Source organism: Halopiger djelfimassiliensis (assembly GCF_000455365.1).
GTDB classification, from domain to species: Archaea; Halobacteriota; Halobacteria; order Halobacteriales; family Natrialbaceae; genus Halopiger_B; species Halopiger_B djelfimassiliensis.
In genome coordinates this window covers 47,552-68,370 of sequence record NZ_HG315685.1, presented here as the reverse complement: position 1 = coordinate 68,370, position 20,819 = coordinate 47,552, and the positions used below count along the sequence as shown (strand labels likewise).

Here is a 20,819-nt window from a genome sequence, read left to right as displayed (position 1 = left end):
TGCTCCGACTATCGCCCGCTCCGGCCACGTCGCATCGGCGGCCTCGAGAACCGCCCGCGGCGCGTCCGTGACAACCGTTCTGTCACCGAGAGAACCTTTTTTAGCGTTCCGCGAAAGGTCGGCATATGTCGTTGTTCCCCGCCGAGATGGAGAGCGAACGGCTCCGGTACGAACGCCTCCATCCCGACGACTTCGATCCGTTCGAACTGTACGACCACGCCCACGCCGACGCGCCCGGAATCGACGAGGTCACGGAGTACGTGACCTGGGACCCGTACGAGCAGCCGAAAGACGCGTTCGACTGGGTCTCGACCTGCGGCGCGGCGTTCGACGACGGCGACGAGGCCAGCTACGTCGTCCGACCGAAAGACGGCGATCGTGCGGGGGAGCTGGCCGGCCTCGCGGGCCTGCATCCCGACTGGGACCGCCGGCTGGCGATGCTGGGTGTCTGGCTCCGAAAGCCGTTCTGGGGACGCGGCTATTCGGGCGAGCGCGCCGGCCGCATGCTCGAGCTCGCGTTCGAGCGGCTGGATCTCGAGGTCGTCGCGGTGGCACACGATCCCGAGAACGAGAACTCCCGGCGAGCTATCGAGCGCTACGTCGACCGGTTCGGCGGACGAAAAGAGGGGGTGATCCGAAACGGCATCGTCATCGGCGGCGAGCCGCGCGACTCCGTCCGGTACAGCATCACACGTGAAGAGTGGGCGGAAACCCGGTGACGGGAGACTGAGCGACGCCGGCGATGACGGCCTCGAGGACGGATACTATTTAGTTCCCTGGCATGTTACAGTGGGGTATGGCGTTCTCCATCGGACGCAACTCGTCCTCGCTGCTCACCGCGATCGGAGTAGCCGCTGCACTCGTCGCACTCGTCGGGACTCGGGTGCTCGGCTGGAAGTGGGGCGACGGCCGGCTCGCCCCCGCGGTTATCGGCGTCGTCGCGGCCGCGATCGCCGTTGTCGCGGTCGCTAGCCGGCTCGCTTGAGCCGTCGATACCGGATCGTCGGGAGCGACAGGCGATCACTCGAGGTCGATCCCGTACTCCTCGAGCAACTCGCGGAACGCCGCTTCGTCGAGGATCGGAACGTCGTTGTCCTCGGCGTTCCGTCGTTTCGTCGTCCCCGGATTACTGCCGGCCACGAGATAGTCGGTGTTCCCCGAGACGCTGCCCGTCGCGTTCGCGCCGTGGGTTTCGACGAATTCCTGCGCGTCGCTTCTGGTCATCCCCTCGAGCGAACCGGTAAAGACGAAGGTCAACCCGGCGAGTTCGTCGCCGCCGTCCTCGACGTCGGTCTCTCGAGGTGAGACGTGTGCCAGCAGGTCGTCGACGGCGGCGGCGTTTGCCTCGCTGGTGAAAAACCCGTGAATCTCCTCGGCGACCGTCTCGCCCACGTCATCGACGCCCTCCAGCCGTTCGGGGTCGCTCTCGGCGGCCTCGCGGAACCGCTCGAAGGTCCCGAACTCGCGGGCGAGTTCGCGGGCCGTCGTCGGTCCGACGTGTGGAATGCCAAGCGCCGAAAGGAAGTCCGCCAACGGCGGTTCGCGGCTGGCCTCGATCTCCGACAGCAGGTTTTCGGCGCTCGTCTCTCCCCAACCCTCGAGCGCGGTCAGCTCCTCGACGCCGAGTTCGTACAGATCCGCGACCGACTCGAGTAGGCCGGCGTCGACGAGTTGGCGGACGCTTTTTTCTCCCAGCCCCTCGAGATCGAGGCCGTCGTCGCCGGCGTAGTACTCGATCGAGCGCCGGAGTTGCGCGTCGCAGGCCAGTCCGCCGGTACAGAACGCCATCGGGCCGTCGCGCTCGACGGGACTGCCACAGACCGGGCAGGTATCTGGTAGTTCGTAGTGGCCCTCGCTGTCTTTCTCGACGACCGCCGCGACGTAGGGGATGACGTCGCCGGCCCGCTGGACGCGGACGGTGTCGCCGACGTTGACGTTCTTTTCCTCGATTTCGTCGGGATTGTGGAGGCTCGCCCGCGAGACCGTCACGCCGCCGACGTCGACCGGTTCGAGCAAGGCGACGGGCGTCAGTCGACCGGTGCGACCGACCTGGACCGCCACGTCGACGATCGGCGTCACTTCCGCGCGGGCGGGGAACTTGTAGGCGAACGCGTACCGGTCGTGGCGGGCCGTACGGCCGAGTTCCTCGCGGGCATCGCGGTCGTCGACCTTGATAACGGTGCCGTCGATCTCGTAGTTGAGATCGTCGCGGGCCTCGAGCAGTCGATCGCGGTAGTCGATCGCCTCGTCGATGTCGTCAACCACCTCGACGCGGCCGTTGACCCGGAGTCCCCAGTCGGGGAACCGCTCGAGTTCCTCGCGGTGGCTCTCGGCCCCGTCGCTGCTCTCGAGCACGTCGAAGTAGAAGACCTCGAGCGGGCGCTCGGCGACGACCGTCGGATCGAGTTGGCGGATCGTTCCCGCGGTGGCGTTGCGCGGGTTGGCGAACGGTTCCTCGCCGCGTTCGATCCGCTCGCGGTTGTACGCCTGAAAGGCGTCCTTGGGCATGTAGACCTCGCCGCGAACCGCGAGGAACTCGGGATAGTCGCCGTGGAGTTGCTGGGGGACCGAGCCGATTGTCCGCGCGTTCCGGGTGACGTCGTCGCCCTCGCGCCCGTCGCCCCGCGTTACGGCGCGCTCGAGGCTGCCGTCCTCGTAGACGAACTCCATCGAGACGCCGTCGAACTTGGGTTCACAGACGTAGTCGACCTCGCCGACTTCGCGCTGGAGACGATCGTCGAACTCCCGAACGTCCGCGGCCTCGCCGCTCTGGTCGATCGAGAGCATCGGGGCGACGTGTTCGACCGTCTCGAACTCCGATATCGGTTCACCGCCGACGCTGCGGGTCGGGCTGTCGGGGTGTTCGAGGCCGAAGGCGTCCTCGAGTTCCTGCAGCCGTGCAAAGAGCGCGTCGTAGGTCCGGTCGGCGATGATCGGATCGCTCTCGACGTAATAGCGGCGGTCGTGTTCGCGGATGGCATCGCGGAGCTGTTCGACCTGCTTGCGGGCCTCCGACTCCGAAAGCGTCTCGACCGGCTCGAACTCCGTCGGCGGATCACGGAGGTACGGGTTCTCCTCGTCGTCGGCGACTGACATGGCTCGAGAGTTGCCGCTCGCATCCGTTAACGTTACCGTCCGCAGACGCTCGATCCCCACCGATCCGGACGCTTCCGGCTCGAGACACTCACTTCCAGGGGTTCTCGACCAGTTCGGCGTGGACACGCGAGCCGACGGCAAGTCGGCAGTCGGTCCGCGGCATGGCGATACACAGGAGCACGTAGCCCGCCGTCCGGTGGCGCGTCTTGAGCGCGCGAGGGTCGCGGCGGTACGCGAAGGCGTCGTCGACGGCGACCGTCGAATCCGACCCGTCGGCCTCGAGCAGCCGCCCGGCACAGGTCCCGCAGGCACCGGTGCGGCAGCCGAACGGGAGGGCGAGCTCGGCGCGTTCGGCCGCCTCGAGCACCGTCTCGTCCTCGTCGGCTTCGATCGTCCGCGTGCGGCCGGTCGGCCACTCGAGGGTCAGATCGTAGCTCGTCATCGCTCCGAGACCGGGACGTCGTGAAATCGGATACCCCGCCCGATCATCCGTCGACGGTCACTGCCAGACGTCGCTCGTACAGTCGCCGTCGGGCCAGCGGATCTCGTGGGCGCGGGCCGGTCCCGCCGGACACGCGCCCCAGTCGACGAGGAACTCCTCGTCGAGCTCGAGCGTGCCGTTCCGGGGGTCGACGTCGGCTTTCAGCATCACCGATCCGCGTTCGCCCTCCTCGGGGTAGAACTGCTCGTCCCACGAGGAGAACAGCGACGTCGTCCAGTAGAGCCGTTCGCCGTCCAGCGACAGCTGGAGCATCTGCGGGCCGGCGGCCAGTTCCCGTCCCTGCACTTCCTGAATCTCGCCGAAGTGACCGCCGATCGACAGCGAGTCCGCCCGGCGCGGGTTCGCGGGATCGGAGACGTCGTACATCCAGACCTCGCCGTGGAGCCAGTTCGAGCCGAACAGGTAGCGGTCGTCCATCGAGAGCAGGATGTCCGTCGGCAGCGCCGGCACGGGCATCTCCCAGTCGGGGTGCTCGCGGTCCTCGAAGTCGACGACCTTCTCGGCGCGGTACTCGTCGCCGTCGTCCCAAAAATGGAAGACGTTCGACGACAGCGCGGCCCCGACGAACCCGTGGGTCGACTCGGGGGTGTGCAGAAACCGCACCTCGAGCGGAATCAGCCCCTCCTCGCCGAGGTCGATCGTCTGCTCGACGGTGCCGTCCTCCCAGTCCCAGAAGTGAAGCCGGTGACCGTACCGCCCTTCTTCGACGTCCTCGAGATCGAATCCGGGGTAGTAGGTCTTGGGCGCGGCCCACTCGGTCGAGACCATCACGTTCTGTCGGGGCTGGTACCAGTAGTCGTAGTTCATCCCGATCTCGCCGGGCGGCTCCCACCGGCCCTCGATCTCGAAGTCGTCGTTCAACTCGAGGAACCCGCCGGGAAGGTCGCCGTCGGCGTCCCCGAGCATGCTGATGAGGATCTTGCCCTCGGGCACGCAGTGGACCGTGTGTGGGGCCGAGAGGTCGTGCTCGAAGACCTCATCGGGTTCGATGACAGTCTCGAGTTCCGGGTTCCGCCGATCCGCCGCGTCGATCACGTGGAGCCGCGAGGAACGCTGGCCGGGGACGATCAGGTGCCGTCGCTCGAGTCCCTCGACGTGACACGACGAAGAGCAGGCGTTCCACCCGAAATGATGGAGTTCGTCGCCCCGTTCGGGCATCTCGATCCGGTCGACGATCTCGCAGTAGGTGTCCGACTCGGGATCGAGGTCGACGACGGCCACGAAATCGGGTGCATCGACGTCCGTCCCGACATAGAGGCTCATCACGTAGGCCAGGCGCTCCCGGTCGCTTTCCTCGATCGCAGCCTGCGGCGTCGCATAGCCGGGTCCCTCGTGGTGCTGGTGTTCGTGGGCCGAGTCCGCATCGCTTTGCTCGTGGTCCGGTCCCGCGTCGCCGCCCGCACTCGCATCACTCATGGGTGGTCCCGACCACGAACGCGTAGATAAGTCTGTGCGGGGTGTTACGCCCATGGACTGTCGCCGACTTCCGACCGGACCCGCGGCCCGACCTCGAGACGGCAGTCGGTTTGCGGGGATGCGATACAGAGCAGGACGTAGCCGTCCGCCCGTTCGCGGTCGGTCAGCGCCGCCGGCGACCGCCGATAGGAGAACGCGTCGGCGGGGTCGGGGGGCTGGTCCGTCCCGTCCGCGCCGACGTCTGTGTCCCCGTTCTCGATCTCGAGCAGCCGGCCGACGCAGGTGATACAGGTTCCCTTCCGGCAGTCGTACGGGAGCCGAACGCCGGCCCGCTGTGCCGCCTCGAGCACCGTCTCCTGCGGGTCGACCGGGATAGCGTCGGTTCCGCCGTCCGGCCATTCGAGGGTCACGTCGTATTCCGTCATCGTCGCCCCTCCGACCATGCCCGTCGTTCGTACCGTTCGGTCATGGATCACGGTACGGCTGGAAACGGGAAAAAGTCCGCGCGGCAACGGAAAGCGGACGGGAAGCGAACGGGGCGGAAGGCACAGTTTCACGTCGCTTCGAAAGGACGGTCGCGGTTCGGCGAACGGTCTCAGTCCACGGAGGACGTCGACGCCGCCGTTGCTTCCGGGGCGTCCTGTTCCGGTTCCTCCTTGTAGAAGATCCCCCAGCCGGTCGCGCCCATCAGGATCAACACGAGCGGCGAGATGATCCCGAAGAAGTAGTACGGGGCGTACTCGATCACCGGCACCCCGAGTGCCGAGGCCATGAAGACGCCGCCCGACCCCCATGGAACGAACGCCGACGTCGTCGTCCCCGCGGCTTCGACTGCCCGCGAGAGGTTCCGACTCTCGAGGTCGTACTCGTCGTAGAGGTTCTGCAGCGTCATTCCGGGGACGACGATCGCCATGTACTGTTCCGCCGCGAGGAAGTTCATCGCGACGGTGCCCACGGCCGTTCCGGCCGTCAAGCCCGCAACGCTACTGATAGCCCGTCCGATGTAGTACGCGAACGCCGCCAGCACGCCGGTTTCCTGAAGGATGCCGCCCAACGCCAGCGCGGCGACGACGATCGAAACGACCCACACGGACCCTTCGAGGCCGCCGCTCGAAAGCAGTTCGTTCGTCAGTTCGACGCCCGTCTCGGGGCTGGTCCCGGCGTGGATCGTTTTCCACGCGGCGGCGAAGCCAACACCCTGCACCGTGGTGCTGATCGCGGCGCCGGCGAAGATGCCGGCCCCGAGCGACGGCAGCGCCGGGAAGCCGTAGAACGCGAGCGCGAACGTGAGGACGAGCGGGAGGAACGTCAGCGGCGAGATGACGTAACTGCTCGAGAGTCCGCCCTGGATCTCGGCGATCCGATCGACGGGAACCGTTCCGCTCGCGTTCAGTCCTAGAACGGCGAACAGGAACAGCGAGATCGTAAACGCGATCAGGGTGCCGGGGCGCATCGCCCGAATGTGGTCCATCAGCTCCGTGTTCGTGACCGCGGCGGCGAGGTTCGTGGTATCCGAGAGGGGCGAGTTCTTGTCGCCGGTGTAGGCCCCTGACAGGACGGCACCGGCCGTCATCGCCTCCGGAATCCCCAGGCCGGAGCCGATCCCGATCATCGCAACGCCGAGCGTCCCGGCCGTCGTCCAGGACGATCCGATCGCGAAGGCGACGATCGCCGAGAGGACGACGGTGAACGGGAGGAATATCTGCGGCGAGAGGAACTCCAACCCGTAGTACATCAGCGTCGGGATCGTCCCGGAGTCGATCCAGGACGCGATGAGCATGTAGATGACGAACAGGATGAGGATGGCCTGGAGCCCCGTGAGAATGCTGCGACCGATCCCGTCGTAGAGGTCCTCCCAGGAGTAGCCGAAATAGTATCGGCCGAACAGCCCGGCGAAGGCGATCCCCCACAACAGCGGGATCTGCGGGTCCATCCCGAGCCAGATCATCCCGACCGAGAGGAACAGAAGCATCCCAACAATCGGAACGAGCGCTTCCAACAGTGACGGCTGCTTGTCCGCAGGGATCTCGTCGTATGTCTTCGGTGTGAACTCAAGCACCATGGTATTGGTTAACCATTTCTTTCTATAGGGGGTATAAATAACACCACCATTCGGAATAGAGTTGTTTACTACCGATCGCCGTCGCAGTCGACCCAGTACTTTACCCGTCCCGACCCCTACGATCCGGTAGATGGGACAGGGAACGGATACGGAGTACGGACTCGTCGACCTCGAGGAGTCCGACACGCCGGGCGACGAGTGGGAAGAGATCGACGTCTCGGACACCGAGGCGGACAGGATCGCCCGCAAGCGCGACCGGAAGTTCAACCAGTTTCGCGAGCGGATCACGGACGCCGACCAGTTCAAGGTCGAGCAGTCCGTGTTCGACGACGCGACCTTCGCGGCGCTCTATAAGCTCGTTCAGGACGGCCACGTCGAGGCCTTCGGCGGCCCGCTCTCGACGGGCAAGGAGGCGAACGTCTACCACGCGCTGGGCGACGACCGGGAGGTCGCGGTCAAGGTCTACCGGATCAACGCCTCGAACTTCCGGCAGATGCGCGACTACCTCGAGGGCGACCCCCGCTTCGAGGGGCTGGGTGGCAAGAAGAAAGACGTCGTCCTCGCCTGGACGAAAAAGGAACTCGCGAACCTCCGGCGGGCCAGACGGGCCGGGGTACGGGTTCCGGAGCCGATCGCCGTCGAACGCAACGTGCTGGTGATGGAGTACATCGGCAACGAGGACGGGCGCGCGAAGCGCCTCGGCGAAGTACACATCGAGAACCCCCGGACGGCCTACGAGGTCATGCGCGAGTACATGCGGCGGCTCTACGCCGCCGGCATCGTCCACGGCGACCTGAGCGAGTACAACGTCGTCTTCGACGAGGGACAGCTCGTGCTCATCGACCTCGGGCAGGCCGTGACGGTCCACCACCCCAACAGCCGCGATTTCCTCGAACGGGACTGTCACAACGTCGCGAGTTTCTTCTCCCGGCAGGGGCTCGAGACCGACGAAGACGAACTGCTCGAGTTCGTCACGAGTCCGGACCCGGACCCGTCACGGGAGTGATGCGGCCGGACGCTCGGTCGGCCCGGACGGCCTCGATGCGCCCCTCCGTTTCGGGTGCGATGACCTCGGCCTCCCGGATCCGCTCGATGGCAAGCGCCGACAGCAGCGTTCCCTCGTCGGAAGGGGCGAGCACGTCGGCGTCCGCGAGCATCCCGTATCCGTCGCCGCCGTCCGCGACGAAATCGTTCGTGGCGAGTTCGTACGTGGCGTCGTCAGCGAGGGGTTCGCCAGCGACCGTGACCGCCTCGAGACGGTCGCCGGCGGGTGCGTCCGGATCGTAGGCGTACGACATCCCGCTGACCTGCGGGAACCGGCCGTGGCGCTCCTCGACCGCGCTTACGCCGTGCTCGATCGCCGCACGGAGGGTTGTGCCGGTCACGTCGAGTTTCACGGAGCGGTTCGGGAACGGCAGGATATCGACGACCGTTCGCCGGGTGATCTCGCCGGCCTCGTAACGCCGGTCGCTGCGGATGCCGCCGCCGTTCTGGAGCGCGATATCGGCATCGACGTCGGCGCGCATGAGGTCGGTCAGCCAGCTTCCGACGTTCGACTCCTCGCTGCGGACCGTCTCGATCCGCGTCTCGAGCGGCACCGTCGTCTCGCCGATCACCACGTCGAGTTCGGTCTCGAGGTCGCGCTCGTACTCCTCGAACCGCGCGCGGACAGCGTCGTGGGGCTCGACCGCGCCTCGCTCGACCTCGGCTTCGAGGTCGTACCGTTCGAACGAGTAGTCGACGACGCCGTCGCTTCCGACCGTGAGATCCAACCGGCCGACGTATTCGAACTCGTCGCCGACGACCGAGACGACGGTGTCGTTGATCTCCTTGGGTTCGTCGTAGACCTTCGCGGCGTGGTCGCCGACGGCGACGTCGATGCCGTCGACGGCCGCGACCAGCGCCTCGGTGACGGGGCTGGCGAGATGCGATAGCAGGACGATTACGTCCGCACCCTCTTCTTGCAGGTCGGCGACGACATCCGCGGCCGCGCTCTCGGGATCACGCACCGCGACGTGTTCGCCGACGGCGGTGACGTCGGGGGTATCCGCCGGCGCGAGTCCGGTGATCCCGAACCGTCTGCCATCGATCTCCTCGAGCGCGTACCGTTTGGCACCCTCCGCGGCCGCGAACACCTCGCCGGTTCGTTCGTCGCGAACGTTCGCGCTCACCCAGGTGAACTCGCTGTCGGCAACGTTCTCCCGGAGGCTCTCCGGTCCGTCGTCGAACTCGTGGTTGCCGAACGTATCGTAGGCAAGCGGGCTCGCGTTGAACAGCGAGACCATGTGTGCGCCGTCGAAAACGGACGATTCGACGGACGTGTGCAGGTCGTCGCCGTTGCCGACGACGAGCGCGTTGTCCGTGGGCGCGGCCGCTGCCTGCTCGTCCATCAACCCGAAGTAGTTCGCGACGTTCAGGGGTTCGTCCGGATCGCCCATCGAACCGTGAACGTGCGTGTCGTGGAGGAGACGGACGGTTACCGGTTCGGCGGAACCGGCTTCGCCCGGGTCGTCCGCATCACGCCCCGCGCTCGGTTCCTCGTCGTCCGCCGCGTCGTCGAACGCACATCCCGCCAGTGTGACTGTGCCCGCCGCACCGACGCCGTACAGGAGTCGCCGCCTGTCGATTTCGCCGGCCGTGTCCGATGGCATACACGGCGATCTCGCTCGGCGTATTAATATGACTACTGGAATACATATAATTGGACGAAAATACTGAAACGGACCGGTACGAGCAGCGACACAGACAGACGTTCACAATACATCGGAAACCAGCTCGTTCCGATCGCTGCTCGGCCGAACGAAAGTCTCAACTGCCTCGCGGTCGAACGCCGTCGTAATGGCGTCCGGTCTCGAGTGGCGCTGGCCCACCCCCTCGAGAGCGGACAGTCCCGCCGTTGCGGGCGACGCGGCCTAACCCGGCGGCTGCGGCGGCAGCGGCTCCCTGCGCTCGTTCTCGCGCTCGAACCGCGTGCCAGCCGCTGCAGTCGATACCCGAGACGAATGACGACAGCTGACGATCTGACCACCGATAGTACAGTCACTCCCTACGACGTTAGGGGAGAGATCGACTACGAAAAGCTGTGCGAGCGCTTCGGAGCCGATCCGCTCACCGACGAGCAAGTCGCTCGCTTCCCCGATCACCCGCTGGTCCGCCGGCGGACGTTCTACGCGGGCCGGGACGTCGACCGGTATCTCGCGGCCGCCGACGCCGGCGATCCGCACGCGATCGTCACCGGGAGAGGTCCGTCCGGCCCGATGCATCTCGGGCACGTGCTGCCGTTCTACCTCGCGAAACGGTTTCAGGAGGCGACGGGGGCGACGGTCTACGTACCGCTCTCGGACGACGAGAAGTTCCTCGCGAAAGCCCAGTCCTTCGAATCGATCGGCGAACACACCCGCGAGAACCTCAGGGACGTACTCGCGGTCGGCTTCGATCCCGAGCGGACGCGGATCGTCGTCGATACCGCCGACGCGGACGTGATCTATCCGATCGCGGTTCGCCTCGCCAAGCATCTCACACCCGCCACCGTCGAGGCCGTCTACGGCGAGCAGGAGACCGTCGGGCTGCAGTTCTATCCGGCCGTGCAGGCGGCCCACCTGCTCCTGCCGCAACTGGTTGCGGGCCGCCGGCCGACCCTCGTCCCGATCGCCGTCGATCAGGACCCACACGTTCGGGTCTGTCGTGACATCGCCGCGAAGGACGCGCTTCCGGTCGAAAAACCGGGTGCCCTGCTCGGACGCTTCCTCCCGAGCCTCGAGGGGCCGGGCAAGATGAGTTCGTCCGACGACGCGCCGTCGATCGAACTCATTGCCGACCCCGAGACGGTCGCCGAGACGATCCGGACCCACGCCTACACCGGCGGTCGGGCGACCCTCGCGGAACACCGCGACCGAGGCGGTGATCCGACCGTCGACGTCCCCTTCCAGTATCTGCGCGTGTTCTTCGAACCCGACGACGCGACCCTCGAGCGAATCGCCCAGCGGTACCGTTCGGGGGACCTGCTCAGCGGGGAGTTGAAAGAGATCGCGATCGATCGAATCACCGCGTTTCTCGAGGGCCACCAGCGCCGCCGCGCTTCCCTCGGCGATCTCGGGACCGAACTCGAACCCTACCGCCTCACCGACGGCGAGCGCCGGTCCGCGCTCGAGCGGGCCGGCGTCCCCCCGGGGCCGACGACGCGTCCCCGAACGCAGTAGTGACTCGCCCGCACCCGACTCGATATGCACATCGGGATCATCGCCGACACCCACGACAACGTTGCGGCGGCCGAACGGGCGGCCGAGATCTTCGAAGCGGAGGGCGTCGAGGTCGTCGTCCACTGCGGTGACGTCGTCGCTCCGCCGACGGTGTCCGCTTTCGGGGGGTTCGAGGTCCACGGCGTCCTCGGGAACAACGACGGCGAGATCGCCGGCCTCGAGTCGGCGTTCGACGCGCTCGGCGGCGAAAGTACGCTCCACGGTCGCTTCGCCGACCTCGAGTTCGACGGGCTTTCGGTCGCGGTACTCCACGGCGAGTCGAAGGCCGAAATCGAGTCGCTGGCGGCCGCCGAGACGTACGATTTCGTCTGTTACGGGCACCACCACGAACGCGAACTCGCCGAGGAAGGACGGACGACGGTACTCAACCCCGGTGCACACTACCCGCCGACGCCCGACGATCACCGAACGGTCGCGATCGTCGAGACGCTCTCGGAATCGGTGCGGTTTCGCTCGGTGCTCGAGTAGGCCGGGACCGCTCGAAGGGCCGAAGCAAGCGGATCCGTCGCCCGAGCGGACGGCCGTCGGCCGGACCAAGCCCTTAACCTCACCGAGTGAATAGTGAGTGCGTATGCAGCACGTGAAGATTCCGCAGGACCGCATCGGCGTTCTCATCGGCGAGGGCGGCGAGACGATGCGCGAGATCGAGGCGGAAGCCGAGGTGCGACTCGACATCGACTCGGAGAACGGCTCCGTGGCGGTCGAAACCGTCGGCGATCCCGTTCGCGGCCTCAAAGGTCCCGAGATCGTCCGCGCGATCGGCCGTGGCTTTTCGCCCGACGAGGCGCTTCGACTGCTCGAGGACGACATGATGCTGTTCGACGTCGTCGACATCGACGCCGCCTCGCGCAACAAAAACGACATGAAACGGAAGAAGGGTCGGCTCATCGGTGAAGGCGGCCGGACCCGCGAACTCATGGAAGAGCTAACCGGTGCCGACGTCGTCATCTACGGGTCGACGCTCGGGATCATCGGCGCACCCCAGGAAGTCGATGCCGTCCGCAGCGCCGCCGAAATGCTCCTCGACGGCGCGCCACACGGTGCCGTCTACTCGTTCCTCGAGGAGAAACACAACGAGATGAAACATCAGGGGCTGGAGTACCACCGGTTCCCCGGCGGCCAGTCCTGATCCGACGGTCGGAGCCGACTCGCCGCTCGCCCGCCGATTCCCGCGGACATCCCCAGCCGCGATCGATTCTCATCGACTTCGAACTCGAGTTGGATATAAATAGTTGGAACGCGTCCGCGACGGAACCGCCGTACAACGCCCCCGTAGGGGGAGTTGGTTTGCAGATCCTCGAAAGTTTTATATAGAATAGCAATCAATCCATCGAGTGACCATGGCACAACAGCAGATGGGCAACCAGCCCCTCATCGTCCTCTCGGAGGACAGCCAGCGGACCTCCGGCAAAGACGCACAATCGATGAACGTTCAGGCCGGGAAGGCCGTCGCCGAGTCCGTACGGACCACGCTCGGTCCGAAGGGGATGGACAAGATGCTCGTCGACTCGACGGGCAACGTCGTCGTCACGAACGACGGCGTCACCCTCCTCTCGGAGATGGACATCGATCACCCGGCGGCCGACATGATCGTCGAAGTCGCCGAGACACAGGAGGACGAGGTCGGTGACGGGACCACGAGCGCCGTCGTCGTCGCCGGCGAACTGCTCAGTCAGGCCGAGGACCTCCTCGAGCAGGACATTCACGCGACCACCCTCGCACAGGGGTACCGACAGGCCGCCGAGGAGGCCACCGAGGCCCTCGAGGAGATCGCCATCGACGTCGACGAGGACGACACCGACATCCTCGAACAGATCGCCGCGACGGCGATGACCGGCAAGGGTGCCGAAAGCGCACGCGACCTGCTCGCGGGACTCGTCGTCGATGCCGTCCAGTCCGTCGCCGACGACGACGGCGTCGACACGGACAACATCAAAGTCGAGAAGGTCGTCGGCGGCTCCATCGAGAACTCCGAGCTCGTCGAGGGCGTCATCGTCGACAAGGAGCGTGTCTCCGAGAACATGCCGTACTTCGCCGAGGACGCCAACGTGGCGATCATCGACGGCGATCTCGAGATCAAAGAGACAGAGATCGACGCCGAGGTCAACGTCACCGACCCCGAACAGCTCGAGCAGTTCCTCGAACAGGAGGAACAGCAGCTCAAGGAGATGGCCGAGACGATCGCCGACGCCGGTGCCGACGTCGTCTTCGTCGACGGCGGCATCGACGACATGGCCCAGCACTACCTCGCTCAGGAGGGCATCATCGCCGTCCGCCGGGTCAAATCCAGCGACCAGACCCAGCTTGCCCGCGCGACCGGTGCCCGGCCCGTCTCGACGGTCGACGACCTCACCGAGGACCACCTCGGCTTCGCCGGCAGCGTCGCCCAGAAGGAGATCGCCGGCGACCAGCGCATCTTCGTCGAGGACGTCGAGGACGCAAAGGCCGTCACCCTGATCCTCCGCGGTGGCACCGAGCACGTCATCGACGAGGTCGACCGCGCCATCGAGGACTCGCTCGGCGTGGTCCGGACGACCATCGAGGACGGCAAGGTGCTCGCCGGCGGCGGCGCGCCCGAAGTCAACCTCTCGCTCGCGCTGCGTGACTACGCCGACTCCGTCGGCGGCCGCGAACAGCTCGCCGTCGAGGCCTTCGCCGACGCACTCGAGGTCATCCCGCGCACGCTGGCCGAGAACGCAGGGCTGGACCCCATCGACTCGCTGGTCGAACTCCGCGCCGACCACGACGGCGGCGACACCGCCGCCGGACTGGACGCCTTCACCGGCGACACCATCGACATGGCCGAGGAAGGCGTCTACGAGCCGCTGCGCGTGAAGACCCAGGCCATCGAGTCCGCCACCGAAGCCGCCGTCATGCTGCTGCGCATCGACGACGTCATCGCCGCCGGCGACCTCGCCGTCTCCGACGACGACGACGAGGAAGACATGCCCGCCGGCGGTGCCGGCGGCATGGGCGGCATGGGCGGTATGGGCGGCGGCATGGGCGGCATGATGTAAGCGAGAGCGACACGAACCACCTCGCTCCCGCCGCTTGAACGTGCCGTCGTTGTGCGCCGTTCGACCACGCCGGTGAGATCCGGACGACACCGGCGCTCGACGCCGTCGATTCGAGAGCATGCGGTTCGGGCACTCGAGTCGGCCCATCTTCGATACGCCGTTTCGTCGTAGCTCCCATCTCCGTTTTCCCGACGCTTCGAGGCGAACGCCACGACACCAGCCGTAGCCGATAGCGTTGCTTGCGTCCGACCGTCGAAAAGAGTGCGGTCGGACGGAGACGAGGGGAACGGCTCACTCCGGCATCCGAACCACCAGCGGAATCTGTGGATCACGGACCGCCTCGTCGCGACAGCAAAGCGCGCTGTCGCCGGCGATACCGCACCGGCAGTCGAAACGGCTCGATCGCCTAGTCGAGCCAGTTTTCACCCCACTCGTCTACGGCCTCGAAGACGGGACGGAGTGCACTTCCCTTCTCGGTCAGAGCGTAGTAGCTTGCGACCGGCGACTCGAGTTCCGTTCGGTTCTCGACGAGTCCGTGCTCCTCCAGGTCATCGAAGACACGCGAGAGGGTATACGAACTCGCACCCGTGGATCGCTTGAGTTCGTTGAACCGCTTTTCGCTGCCTCGCAGGTCGTGGAGGACGATGAGTTTCCACTTCGAACCGATCTCCCCGATCGCCCCCACGACGTTGCAGATATCCGCAGTTTGTCGTTCGGCCGCGGTGTCGCCGACAGTGTCGTCCGCCGGTGGTTGGGTCGTCATTACCTGGTAACACTATTGTTGCCTGACCTATATGCGGGTTTGGCAACAAATCAGGTAATACAATGAAACCACAATCCGCAACGGTAGCCGTGACCGGCGCAACCGACAACGGAAAACCGGACGAGCAGAACGGACAGACGACCGCCAGCAAGCCGGAGTTGGAAGGGTAATCGCACGGACGATGTCACGTCAGCTACTCCCCGAAACGGCTGGGCAGTGGAGTCCGGTACTCGTTCGACTAGCGCTTGGAATCCCGATGTTCGTCTCCGGCGTCGGCAAAGTCTTCGCGGTCGGGCCGAAATCGATGGGAATCTCGGGCTTTGCGGGCTTTCTGGCGAGCGTCGGCGTTCCACTGCCGACGATCGCTGCATGGGGTGTCGGGCTCGTCGAACTCGTCGGCGGGATCGCGTTGCTGATCGGTCTGGCTGTCCGAATCACGGGGGCAGTGATCGCCATCGACATGCTCGTCGCGACAGTATTGGTCCACCTCCCCAACGGGTATCCGACCTCGAGTAACGGGATCGAATTGACGCTCACGCTAAGCCTGATCGCGCTCGCGCTCGTCGCGAGTGGGCCGGGAGCGCTCTCGGTCGACCGTGCGCTTTTCGACACCGAGGGCCGGACGGCTGGCTCCACGGTCGAGGGACACTGACCGATACCCCACAGTACTAGTATGACACAAATGGATCCGGACGCCCTCCCACAGGGAACACGTATCGGTCGGACAGCACTTCGGGTTTCGGACCTCGAGGAGGTGACGGAGTTCTATCGGGACATCGTCGGTCTCGGTGTGCAACGCCGCTCCGACACCACCGCGGTTCTCGGCGTCGATGAAACGCCGCTCCTCGTCCTCGAGGGGGGCGCGGATGCATCTCCGCGGCGTGGGTCGAGCACGGGACTCTACCACAACGCGTTCCGAGTCCCCTCGCGTGAGGCACTTGGCGACGCGCTGAGGCGGATCCGGAACGAGTGGCAACTCGATGGGGCCTCCGACCACGCGGTCAGTGAGGCCCTCTATCTCACGGATCCGGAGGGAAACGGCGTCGAGATCTACCGCGATTTCCCGCGCGACGAGTGGCCGGTCGACGACGATGGCAGGGTACGGATCAGTACCGAGCCGCTCGATCTCGAGCGTATCGATGCCGCTGCCGGCGGGAGTACCCGAGCACCGCCGGGAACGGACATCGGACACGTCCATCTCGAAGTCTCCTCGCTTGAGACGTTCAGAGACTGCTACGTTGAGACCCTCGGGTTCGAGGTCCAAACAACCACTCCACGGGCGTTCTTCGTGTCTGCCGGCGGGTATCACCATCACATCGGGGCGAACACGTGGCACCAGCGAACAGCGCCAGTCAGCGGTCGCGGGCTGTCCTGGTTCGAAGTGATCCTTCCCGACACGCAGACACTCGACGCACTTCGCGAGCGACTCGCTGCCAGTCAGGTTACAGTAACCGAGACGGATTCGGGTATTGCAGTCACGGCTGCAGACGGGATCGAGGTCCGGTTCCGCCTCGGATAACGCCTCGGAAACAGTTTTCGTGCGATTTTCTCCCACAATCCGCTTGAAAACAGCGTTGGCGATCCCGACGGCCGCCGTCAGCCGTCGGTCAGTCCTGATTACGCGTCGTTGCGTCGTCTTCGGGTGCTGTGTCGTCCGCGAGCGGGTCCGTATCGTCCTCGGGTTCAGTAGCCTCCGCGAGCGATTCCGCGTCGTCCACGAGATCGGCGGTGTCGGTGGATTCACCCTCGAGCGCACTGGGTTCCGAGCCCGTGGTCGCTTCGGTTTCGAACTCGTCGAGGATATCGAGCAGGCGCGTCGACTGATCGGTCAGCTGTTGGGCCGCGCCGGTGACCTCGCTCAGCGCGGAGGTCTGTTCCTCCGCCGCTGCGGCGACGCTTTCGGCCTCGCTGGTCGTCTCTTCCGAAATCGTCGCCGCCTCGTCGACGATGGTAACGACTTCCTGCGTCGTGGCCGCCTGCTGCTGGGTCGCCGCGGAGATCTCCTGAATGCCGGTGTTGGTCTCCTGTGCGTAGTCGGCGATCCGGGTGAGCGCATCCACGGCCTGCTCGACGCGAACGGTCTGGTCTTCGACCTGCTGGGTCGTGCCTCTGACCTGCGTGACGGCAGTCCGTGTCTGCTCCTGAATTTCCTCGACGATCTCCTCGATAGCGTCGGCGGCTTCCTTCGTCTCCTCGGAAAGCTCCTTGACCTCGGTCGCGACGACGCCAAAGCCCTCGTTCGCGGAACTATCGTGGGACCGAGAGGCCTCGATGTTGGCGTTCAGCGCGATCATGTTCGTCTGCTCGGCGATTTCGGAGATGAACGAGGTGAGTTCGTCGATCTCCTGCATCTCCTCGTGGAGCGCTTCGATCTCTTCGAGCGCCGAGTCCGACTCCTCGAGGACGGTCTCCATGCCGTCGATGGCCTCCTGTGCGGCGTCGCGTCCCTTCGAACCGGTTTCGGCGGTTCGTTCGGCGAGGTCTGCGACCTCGTTCGAGGAGGCCGCGATCTCTTCGGTCGTCGTCGAGAGCGCGTTCATCTCCTGCGAGGCCGACTGGAGGCTCTCGTTCTGTCGCTGTGCACCGACGGAAATCTGCTGGACCGATTCGGAGACCTGTTCGCTGGCCGACCGGACCTCCTCGCTCGAGGCGGTCACCTGTTCGGAGGCCGTCGCGACCTCCTGTGCGAACGCCTTGACCTCCTCGGTCGTCCGCTCGATGGCGGCGATCATCTCGTTGAAATCGCGGGCGATAGCGGTCATCGCCTCGTTTTCGCTCTCCGGATCCATCCGGACGGTAAAGTCACCGTCCCCGGCGGCCTGCATGACCCCGCTGTACTCGTCGGCTTTCCGCTCGAGGTGGTTGTTGAGCTTTTCGGCGCGCTTGCGTGCCCGTTCGGCGTTTTCGCGGGCGGATTCGGCTTCGTCGATCTGCTCGCGCAGGGCCGTCTGCATCGAGTCGAACGCCGTGTACAGGCGGCCGATGTTGTCGATCCGGTCGGTCTCGAAGGAGACGTCCAGATCGCCGTCCTCCATCCGTCCGGCCTTTGTCGTCAGGCGATCGATCGCCGTCGCCGTGTTCCGTCCGAGGACGACGCCGACGACGCCGATTACCAACACGCCGATCAGCGTCGCGAGGGTCCCGAACCGGCCGACGGTCGCGACGAACCCGTACGCGTCGTCGGTGGGCGTGTGCACGAGCATAACCCACTCACGGTCACCGAGTTCCATCTTCTCGTATCCGACGACGTACTCCTCGTTCGGGAACCCGTAGTTCTCGTCGTCGACGATCGTCGACGGCGGCGTGGCGTGTGTCGCCGATCCGGACCGTTCCATTCCGGCATCGAGACTGAAAGCGTCCGCGACGACGCCGTTTGCGTCGTCGTACTCCGCGAACAGCTCGGCGTCGCTTTCGTCGGTGAAAATCACCTGCTCGTCCTCGTTGACGACCAGCGTAACGACGTTCTCGGCGGTTGCATAGCTCCCGAACTCGCTCGTGTACTCGTTGAGTCGGACCGTGTAGACGAGTGCCCGATCGTCACCGCCGTCGACCGGTTCCACGTACGAGATTACGGGCTGGCTCAGGGCGTCGGTTTCGTAGGTGTACTCCGTCGTCACGAACCGCTCCCGGTCCGCAAGCCGATCCTCCGCAGGGAACCCGTACTCGGAAACCGACTCGATATCGCGCGGTGACGACGCCAACACCTCGCCGGAATCGGTGTCGACGTAGTCGATCTGGAACGCCTGTTCCGGAAGTTGGTTGACGTCAAGATAGTCGTCGATCGCCTCCGTCTCCCCCGATTGCACCACCGGCGTCTCCGCGAGTACCTGTATCGTTCCGCGGTTTTCCTCGTCCCAGTTCTCGAGGTTGCTCGCCTCCTGTTCGGCCGTCGACTGTATCTCGCCGTTGACGATCTCTTCGACTTCGTTCGTTACTTGCCCGGTCCCGATCGTTCCGATAAGTCCGATCGATAATCCGAGGATAAGAAAGGCAATCCCGAACTTCACCGCGTAACTTTTCCGGATAAAGTCCGGAGTGAGCCGGCTCAAAAGCCCCATATGCTCGAACTGTAATGAAGTAAGTAAAGTGTTACTACCAAGACCTATTAATAAGAATATTGTTTCATTTTCAGTGTTGTTAGTATATGAATAGAAAATATTGTTTTTCCTGTCGAAGTATATGGAGATAAATCCGGTTAGAAATGAGATATAAGAACCAGTCAATTATATTTCATAAATACCATAGTATTTATTCGAATAGTATAGGAATTCGAATATCGGCGGTTGAGTCCCAAAATAGCTTAATACATTGTCTGCGATGGGTCATGTCATGGGAGATGACAGTATGCGGGGGAAAAGAAGAACGTTTCTCAAACAGGTAGCTGCGGGTAGCAGTGTGGCTGCGGTCGGATCGACCGCCGGCTGTCTCGGATCACTCCCGACGGACCTTCTCGGGGACGAAGAGACCGAAATCGAAGTCTGGCACGGATTGACCGGCGGACTCGAGGAAACCTTCGCGGACCTGACCGTGAAGTTCAACCGGAGCCACGAAAACGTCACGGCTCGTCTCGTGGAGTACGACAGTTACGACGAGGTGTTCGAAGAGACGATGGGGGCCGTCACCGAGGGGGAACCGCCGGCAGTCTCGATGTTCGCCGAGATCGGCACGAGGCAGGCCATCGACAGCGGCAAGTTCGCGCGGATGGCGGATGTCGTTCCGGACCTCCCGGAGGACGACTTCATCGACCCGATACTCGATTACTACCGGGTCGACGGAACGCTGCACTCGATGCCGTTCAACCCCTCTCACGCGTTCATGATGATCAATCGGGACGCCTTCGAAGCGGCGGGCCTCGATCCGGACGATCCGCCGCGCTCGTTCGAGGGGGTAACAGCGGCTGCGGAAGCGATGGTCGAGGCCGGAGCGGTCGACAACGGGATCACGTGCCCGAACATTTCCTGGTTCATCGAGCAGTGGTTTGCAACCCAAAACGCCGAACTCGTGAACAACGAAAACGGCCGTGCGGACCCCCCGACCGAGAGTAATCTCACGTCCGAGGCCGCACGGGAGATCTACGAGTGGTGGGCCGATCTCGAGGACCGCGGGGTCTTTCACGTCGGCGACGGCTGGTTCGACTCGGAAAACGCCTTCGCGAACGGCACGGCGGGCATCCTCATCTACTCGACGGCCAGCATCAAAACGTTGCTCAATCGAGCGGCCAACGAAGGGGGCTTCGAGGCCGATGCGGCGTACCTTCCGGCACCGGGCGGCGACCAGACCGGACTCGTCATCGGCGGCGCGTCCCTGTGGGTACCCGAGGCGATCGACGACGCGAAAACGTCGGCCGCGGCCGATTACCTGACGTGGCTCACCGACCCCGTCCAGCAGCGTACCTGGCACCGCGAAACCGGTTACTTCCCCGTTCGCGAGACAACCATCGACGAACTCGAGCAGGAAGGGTGGTTCGACGCGAACCCCGATTACGGCGTCGTCTTCGATCAGCTCGCCGACTCCGAATCGACGACGGCGACGCAGGGTGCGACGATCGGCCCGTTCCCGCAGGTTCGCACCGAAATCGAAGGCATCTGGACGGCGATCGAGGACGGCACGCCGGTCGAAGAAGCGATGGCGGACGGAAAGGAACGTGTCGACGACCTCCTGACCACCTACGTCGACGAAGCGCTGTAAGCGGCCGCTGGACGCT

The 20,819-nt window shown here is 65.0% G+C and carries 18 protein-coding genes; 10 read left to right on the top strand and 8 right to left on the bottom strand.

From position 1 onward, the window contains the following. Positions 1 to 125: 125 nt before the first annotated feature. Both TX80_RS06250 and TX80_RS06245 read left to right on the top strand, forming a co-directional pair. Positions 126 to 719: a GNAT family N-acetyltransferase gene (locus TX80_RS06250; RefSeq protein WP_049922282.1), complete on the top strand. Its 594-nt coding sequence runs from the start codon at positions 126 to 128 to the stop codon at positions 717 to 719. 77 nt (positions 720 to 796) lie between these two features. Then, complete coding sequence (locus TX80_RS06245) at positions 797 to 985, top strand: hypothetical protein (RefSeq protein WP_049922281.1); 189 nt, start codon at positions 797 to 799, stop codon at positions 983 to 985. Positions 986 to 1,020: 35 nt separating this feature from the next. Here the strand turns inward: TX80_RS06245 and ligA are convergent, their stop codons facing one another. The 5 genes from ligA to arcD form a co-directional block, all read right to left on the bottom strand. Beyond that, entirely contained in the window at positions 1,021 to 3,096 is a 2,076-nt protein-coding gene (ligA, locus tag TX80_RS06240) for an NAD-dependent DNA ligase LigA (RefSeq protein ID WP_049922280.1), read from the bottom strand. Positions 3,097 to 3,184: 88 nt separating this feature from the next. Continuing rightward, complete coding sequence (locus TX80_RS06235; RefSeq protein WP_049922279.1) at positions 3,185 to 3,538, bottom strand: 2Fe-2S iron-sulfur cluster-binding protein; 354 nt, start codon at positions 3,536 to 3,538, stop codon at positions 3,185 to 3,187. A gap of 57 nt (positions 3,539 to 3,595) precedes the next feature. Next, the gene (locus TX80_RS06230) at positions 3,596 to 5,014 is read right to left on the bottom strand and encodes a selenium-binding protein SBP56-related protein (RefSeq protein ID WP_049922278.1); all 1,419 of its coding nucleotides are present in this window, start codon (positions 5,012 to 5,014) and stop codon (positions 3,596 to 3,598) included. Positions 5,015 to 5,058: 44 nt separating this feature from the next. After that, positions 5,059 to 5,439, bottom strand: coding sequence for a 2Fe-2S iron-sulfur cluster-binding protein (locus TX80_RS06225; protein WP_049923169.1), 381 nt, complete (start codon positions 5,437 to 5,439; stop codon positions 5,059 to 5,061). A 170-nt stretch (positions 5,440 to 5,609) separates the two neighbouring features. Further along, a complete protein-coding gene (gene arcD / locus TX80_RS06220; protein ID WP_049922277.1) occupies positions 5,610 to 7,076 on the bottom strand; it encodes an arginine/ornithine antiporter ArcD in 1,467 nt (488 codons plus the stop codon). A gap of 130 nt (positions 7,077 to 7,206) precedes the next feature. On the opposite strand from arcD, the gene rio1 reads away from it, so the two are divergent. After that, the gene (gene rio1 / locus TX80_RS06215) at positions 7,207 to 8,082 is read left to right on the top strand and encodes a serine/threonine-protein kinase Rio1 (RefSeq protein ID WP_049922276.1); all 876 of its coding nucleotides are present in this window, start codon (positions 7,207 to 7,209) and stop codon (positions 8,080 to 8,082) included. Here rio1 and TX80_RS06210 read toward each other — a convergent pair. Beyond that, on the bottom strand, positions 8,048 to 9,727 hold the full coding sequence (locus TX80_RS06210) for a bifunctional metallophosphatase/5'-nucleotidase (protein ID WP_049922275.1): 1,680 nt from the start codon (positions 9,725 to 9,727) through the stop codon (positions 8,048 to 8,050). The genes rio1 and TX80_RS06210 overlap by 35 nt on opposite strands. A 351-nt stretch (positions 9,728 to 10,078) precedes the next feature. On the opposite strand from TX80_RS06210, the gene TX80_RS06205 reads away from it, so the two are divergent. The 4 genes from TX80_RS06205 (at position 10,079) to thsA (ending at position 14,352) form a co-directional block, all read left to right on the top strand. Further along, entirely contained in the window at positions 10,079 to 11,275 is a 1,197-nt protein-coding gene (locus tag TX80_RS06205) for a tryptophan--tRNA ligase (RefSeq protein WP_049922274.1), read from the top strand. Between the two features lie 24 nt (positions 11,276 to 11,299). Further along, the gene (locus TX80_RS06200; protein WP_049922273.1) at positions 11,300 to 11,803 is read left to right on the top strand and encodes a metallophosphoesterase; all 504 of its coding nucleotides are present in this window, start codon (positions 11,300 to 11,302) and stop codon (positions 11,801 to 11,803) included. 103 nt (positions 11,804 to 11,906) lie between these two features. After that, positions 11,907 to 12,464, top strand: coding sequence for a KH domain-containing protein (locus TX80_RS06195; RefSeq protein WP_049922272.1), 558 nt, complete (start codon positions 11,907 to 11,909; stop codon positions 12,462 to 12,464). 226 nt (positions 12,465 to 12,690) lie between these two features. Beyond that, positions 12,691 to 14,352, top strand: coding sequence for a thermosome subunit alpha (thsA, locus tag TX80_RS06190; RefSeq protein ID WP_049922271.1), 1,662 nt, complete (start codon positions 12,691 to 12,693; stop codon positions 14,350 to 14,352). 406 nt (positions 14,353 to 14,758) lie between these two features. On the opposite strand, the gene TX80_RS06185 is transcribed toward thsA, so the two are convergent. After that, positions 14,759 to 15,115, bottom strand: coding sequence for a winged helix-turn-helix transcriptional regulator (locus TX80_RS06185; RefSeq protein ID WP_049922270.1), 357 nt, complete (start codon positions 15,113 to 15,115; stop codon positions 14,759 to 14,761). Between the two features lie 181 nt (positions 15,116 to 15,296). Between TX80_RS06185 and TX80_RS06180 the strand changes: the two genes are divergently transcribed. Continuing rightward, positions 15,297 to 15,767 (top strand): DoxX family protein, encoded by a 471-nt coding sequence (locus TX80_RS06180; RefSeq protein ID WP_081661478.1) that lies wholly within the window; start codon positions 15,297 to 15,299, stop codon positions 15,765 to 15,767. Between the two features lie 30 nt (positions 15,768 to 15,797). Beyond that, the gene (locus TX80_RS06175; RefSeq protein WP_081661476.1) at positions 15,798 to 16,634 is read left to right on the top strand and encodes a VOC family protein; all 837 of its coding nucleotides are present in this window, start codon (positions 15,798 to 15,800) and stop codon (positions 16,632 to 16,634) included. An 88-nt stretch (positions 16,635 to 16,722) separates the two neighbouring features. On the opposite strand, the gene TX80_RS06170 is transcribed toward TX80_RS06175, so the two are convergent. Next, complete coding sequence (locus tag TX80_RS06170; protein WP_049922267.1) at positions 16,723 to 19,173, bottom strand: methyl-accepting chemotaxis protein; 2,451 nt, start codon at positions 19,171 to 19,173, stop codon at positions 16,723 to 16,725. Between the two features lie 271 nt (positions 19,174 to 19,444). On the opposite strand from TX80_RS06170, the gene TX80_RS06165 reads away from it, so the two are divergent. Beyond that, entirely contained in the window at positions 19,445 to 20,803 is a 1,359-nt protein-coding gene (locus tag TX80_RS06165; protein WP_195893047.1) for an ABC transporter substrate-binding protein, read from the top strand. The last annotated feature ends 16 nt before the right edge of the window (positions 20,804 to 20,819 follow it).

Coding starts and splice junctions, on each gene's coding strand:
- TX80_RS06230 (WP_049922278.1), bottom strand. CDS start 5,014: ATGAGTGATGCGAGTGCGGGCGGCGACGCGGGACCGGACCACGAGCAA.
- TX80_RS06200 (WP_049922273.1), top strand. CDS start 11,300: ATGCACATCGGGATCATCGCCGACACCCACGACAACGTTGCGGCGGCC.
- TX80_RS06210 (WP_049922275.1), bottom strand. CDS start 9,727: ATGCCATCGGACACGGCCGGCGAAATCGACAGGCGGCGACTCCTGTAC.
- TX80_RS06185 (WP_049922270.1), bottom strand. CDS start 15,115: ATGACGACCCAACCACCGGCGGACGACACTGTCGGCGACACCGCGGCC.
- TX80_RS06250 (WP_049922282.1), top strand. CDS start 126: ATGTCGTTGTTCCCCGCCGAGATGGAGAGCGAACGGCTCCGGTACGAA.
- TX80_RS06245 (WP_049922281.1), top strand. CDS start 797: ATGGCGTTCTCCATCGGACGCAACTCGTCCTCGCTGCTCACCGCGATC.
- TX80_RS06225 (WP_049923169.1), bottom strand. CDS start 5,439: ATGACGGAATACGACGTGACCCTCGAATGGCCGGACGGCGGAACCGAC.
- TX80_RS06175 (WP_081661476.1), top strand. CDS start 15,798: ATGGATCCGGACGCCCTCCCACAGGGAACACGTATCGGTCGGACAGCA.
- arcD (WP_049922277.1), bottom strand. CDS start 7,076: ATGGTGCTTGAGTTCACACCGAAGACATACGACGAGATCCCTGCGGAC.
- TX80_RS06165 (WP_195893047.1), top strand. CDS start 19,445: ATGGGAGATGACAGTATGCGGGGGAAAAGAAGAACGTTTCTCAAACAG.
- TX80_RS06170 (WP_049922267.1), bottom strand. CDS start 19,173: ATGGGGCTTTTGAGCCGGCTCACTCCGGACTTTATCCGGAAAAGTTAC.
- TX80_RS06195 (WP_049922272.1), top strand. CDS start 11,907: ATGCAGCACGTGAAGATTCCGCAGGACCGCATCGGCGTTCTCATCGGC.
- rio1 (WP_049922276.1), top strand. CDS start 7,207: ATGGGACAGGGAACGGATACGGAGTACGGACTCGTCGACCTCGAGGAG.
- TX80_RS06180 (WP_081661478.1), top strand. CDS start 15,297: ATGTCACGTCAGCTACTCCCCGAAACGGCTGGGCAGTGGAGTCCGGTA.
- TX80_RS06205 (WP_049922274.1), top strand. CDS start 10,079: ATGACGACAGCTGACGATCTGACCACCGATAGTACAGTCACTCCCTAC.
- TX80_RS06235 (WP_049922279.1), bottom strand. CDS start 3,538: ATGACGAGCTACGATCTGACCCTCGAGTGGCCGACCGGCCGCACGCGG.
- thsA (WP_049922271.1), top strand. CDS start 12,691: ATGGGCAACCAGCCCCTCATCGTCCTCTCGGAGGACAGCCAGCGGACC.
- ligA (WP_049922280.1), bottom strand. CDS start 3,096: ATGTCAGTCGCCGACGACGAGGAGAACCCGTACCTCCGTGATCCGCCG.